This window comes from Streptomyces sp. SID14478 (assembly GCF_010548525.1).
In the GTDB taxonomy this organism is placed as follows: Bacteria; Actinomycetota; Actinomycetes; order Streptomycetales; family Streptomycetaceae; genus Streptomyces.
In genome coordinates this window covers 1-2,290 of record NZ_JAAGMG010001325.1, presented here as the reverse complement: position 1 = coordinate 2,290, position 2,290 = coordinate 1, and the positions used below count along the sequence as shown (strand labels likewise).

Annotated in this window: 2 protein-coding genes; one reads left to right on the top strand and one right to left on the bottom strand. The window is 73.4% G+C overall.

Features of this window, described 5'->3' with window-relative positions; translation table 11 throughout:
• On the bottom strand, positions 1 to 1,062 hold a 1,062-nt coding region (locus tag G3I40_RS42045; RefSeq protein ID WP_239092268.1), incomplete at its 3' end, for an alpha-amylase family glycosyl hydrolase.
• Between the two features lie 81 nt (positions 1,063 to 1,143).
• Between G3I40_RS42045 and G3I40_RS42040 the strand changes: the two genes are divergently transcribed.
• The coding region (locus G3I40_RS42040) for an MFS transporter (RefSeq protein ID WP_164560063.1) at positions 1,144 to 2,290 on the top strand (1,147 nt) is incomplete at its 3' end.

Here is a 2,290-nt window from a genome sequence, read left to right as displayed (position 1 = left end):
GCACAGCGCGGCCGCCTCCCGCGTCAGCCGGTCCACCTCGGTGGCCAGTTCGTGCGTGACGACGTGCTGGGCGGCGCGGCGCACCGTCGCCGCCCACTCGCCGCCCCGGTCGTCCGGGACGCCCGTGAACCGGCGGAACAGGCCCAGGAGCCGATCCGCGCCCGCCGGGTCCGTGAACAGCCCGTCGACGTGCCGCAGCGCGTCGTACCCGGTGGTGCCGGCCACCGGCCAGGCGGCCGGCAGGTGCTCGTCGGCCTCCAGGATCTTCTCGACGACGGTCCACCGGCCGCCCGTCGCGTCCGCGAGCCGTTGCAGGTACCCGCCCGGATCGGCGAGCCCGTCGGGATGGTCGACCCGCAGCCCGTCGACGACGCCCTCGCGCAGCAGCCGCAGGAGGGTCGCGTGCGTCCGCTCGAAGACCTCCGGATCCTCCATGCGTACCGCGATCAGCTCCGAAATGGTGAAGAAGCGGCGGTAGTTGAGCTCCGTACGGGCCAGCCGCCACCAGGCCAGGCGGTACCACTGGGCGTCCAGAAGCTCTGGTAGCGGGAGCGTACGGGTGCCCTCGCGCAGGGGGAACTCGTGCTCGTAGTAACGCAGTACGTCACCGTCCACCTTCAGGTGGGGCAGTTCCTCACCGAGGCGGTGCGCCAGGACGGGGAGCAGGACCCGGCCGTCCTGCGCCCGCCAGTCGATGTCGAACCAGCGCGCATACGGGGACGACGGTCCGTCGCGCAGAACCTCGTACAGCGGACGGTTGTGGCGCACGGCCGCGGCCATGTGGTTGGGCACGATGTCCACGACCAGGCCGAGGCCGTACTCGTGCGCCGCGCGGGCCAGTGCCCGCAGGCCGTCCTCGCCGCCGAGCTCCGCACGTACGCGCGCGTAGTCGACCACGTCGTAGCCGTGCGTCGAACCGGGCACCGCCGCGAAGACCGGCGACAGGTGCAGATGGGAGATCCCCAGGGAGGACAGGTACGGGACGGCGGCCGCGGCCGCCGCGAACCCGAGATCCGGCTGCAGCTGGAGCCGGTAGGTGGCCGTCGGGTGCAAGGGCGTCATGTGAACCTACGTACCCTAACCGCCGCCTTTCGTGCCTTCACCACATGCAGGACCCGCCGTACACCTCGTTAGCGTCGGACGATGACCGGCACAGCTCCGCAGACGAAGGCGCCCAGCACGCTCGACACGTACCGCCAGGTGATCGCGGTGACCGGGGGGCTCCTCCCGGCCGTCTCGTTCCTCGGGCGGCTGCCGGTCGCGGTGATCCAGTTCGGCAGCGTCCTGCTGGTCACGCGCACCAGCGGCTCGCTCGCCACCGGCGGCACCGTCGCGTGCGCCCTCGCGCTCGGCCAGGTCGCCATGGGGCCCTTCGTGGGCCGCCTCGCCGACCGGCGCGGCCAGCGCCCCGTCGTGCTCGCCTTCGCCCTGCTCAACTCCCTCGCCATCGCCGTCTACACGCTGGGCGCGTTGTACGACCTGCCCACGCCCCTCCTGGTCGCGCTCGGCGTCCTCGCGGGTGCCACCGTGCCCGGCGTCGGCCCGCTCGCCCGCGCCCGCGGAGTCGCCCTCGTACGCCGCGAGGGAGGCGACGAGCGGGTGGTGAACGCCGTCCTGTCACTCGAGTCCACGATGGACGAGCTGTCCTTCGTCCTCGGTCCGGCGTTCATCGGCATCGCCTCCGTAGTGGCGCACCCCGCCTACGCGTTCGGCGCAGCCGCCCTCCTGGTGGCGGTGTGCGGCACGGGCTTCGCGCTGCACCCGACGGCGACAGCCGTCCCGCGGGACACGGCCGACGAGGCGTCACGCGCGCGTGGCCGCTCCGCAAAGGGAGCAGGGATGCCGCGCCAGGTGTACGTCGTGCGCGTGGGGCTCGTCCTGCTCGGCATCCTGCTGGGCGGCTGCGGTGCCGGGATCACCGCGCTGACCGAGGAACTGGGCCACGAGGACCAGGCGGGACTCGTCTACGCCGCGATGGGCGTCATGAGCGCCGTCGTCGGCCTGTCGATGGCGGCGGTCCCCGAGCGGTTCGCCCTACCGGCCCGCTGGCGCGTCGCCACCGCGGCCGCCGCCCTCCTGTCGCTGCCGCTGATCGTCACCCACTCCATGCCGCTCCTGTACGTCGTCGTGACCGTGTTCGGCGCCCTGTTCGCGCCGAACCTGATCACCGGCTTCGGGCTCACCGAGCGGGCGGTGCCGCGCGAGCGGCTCGCCGAGGGCATGACGGTCGCCGCCGGCGCCTTCGTCGGCGGGCAGGCCGTCACGCTCGCCGTGGCGGGCCGGCTCGCCC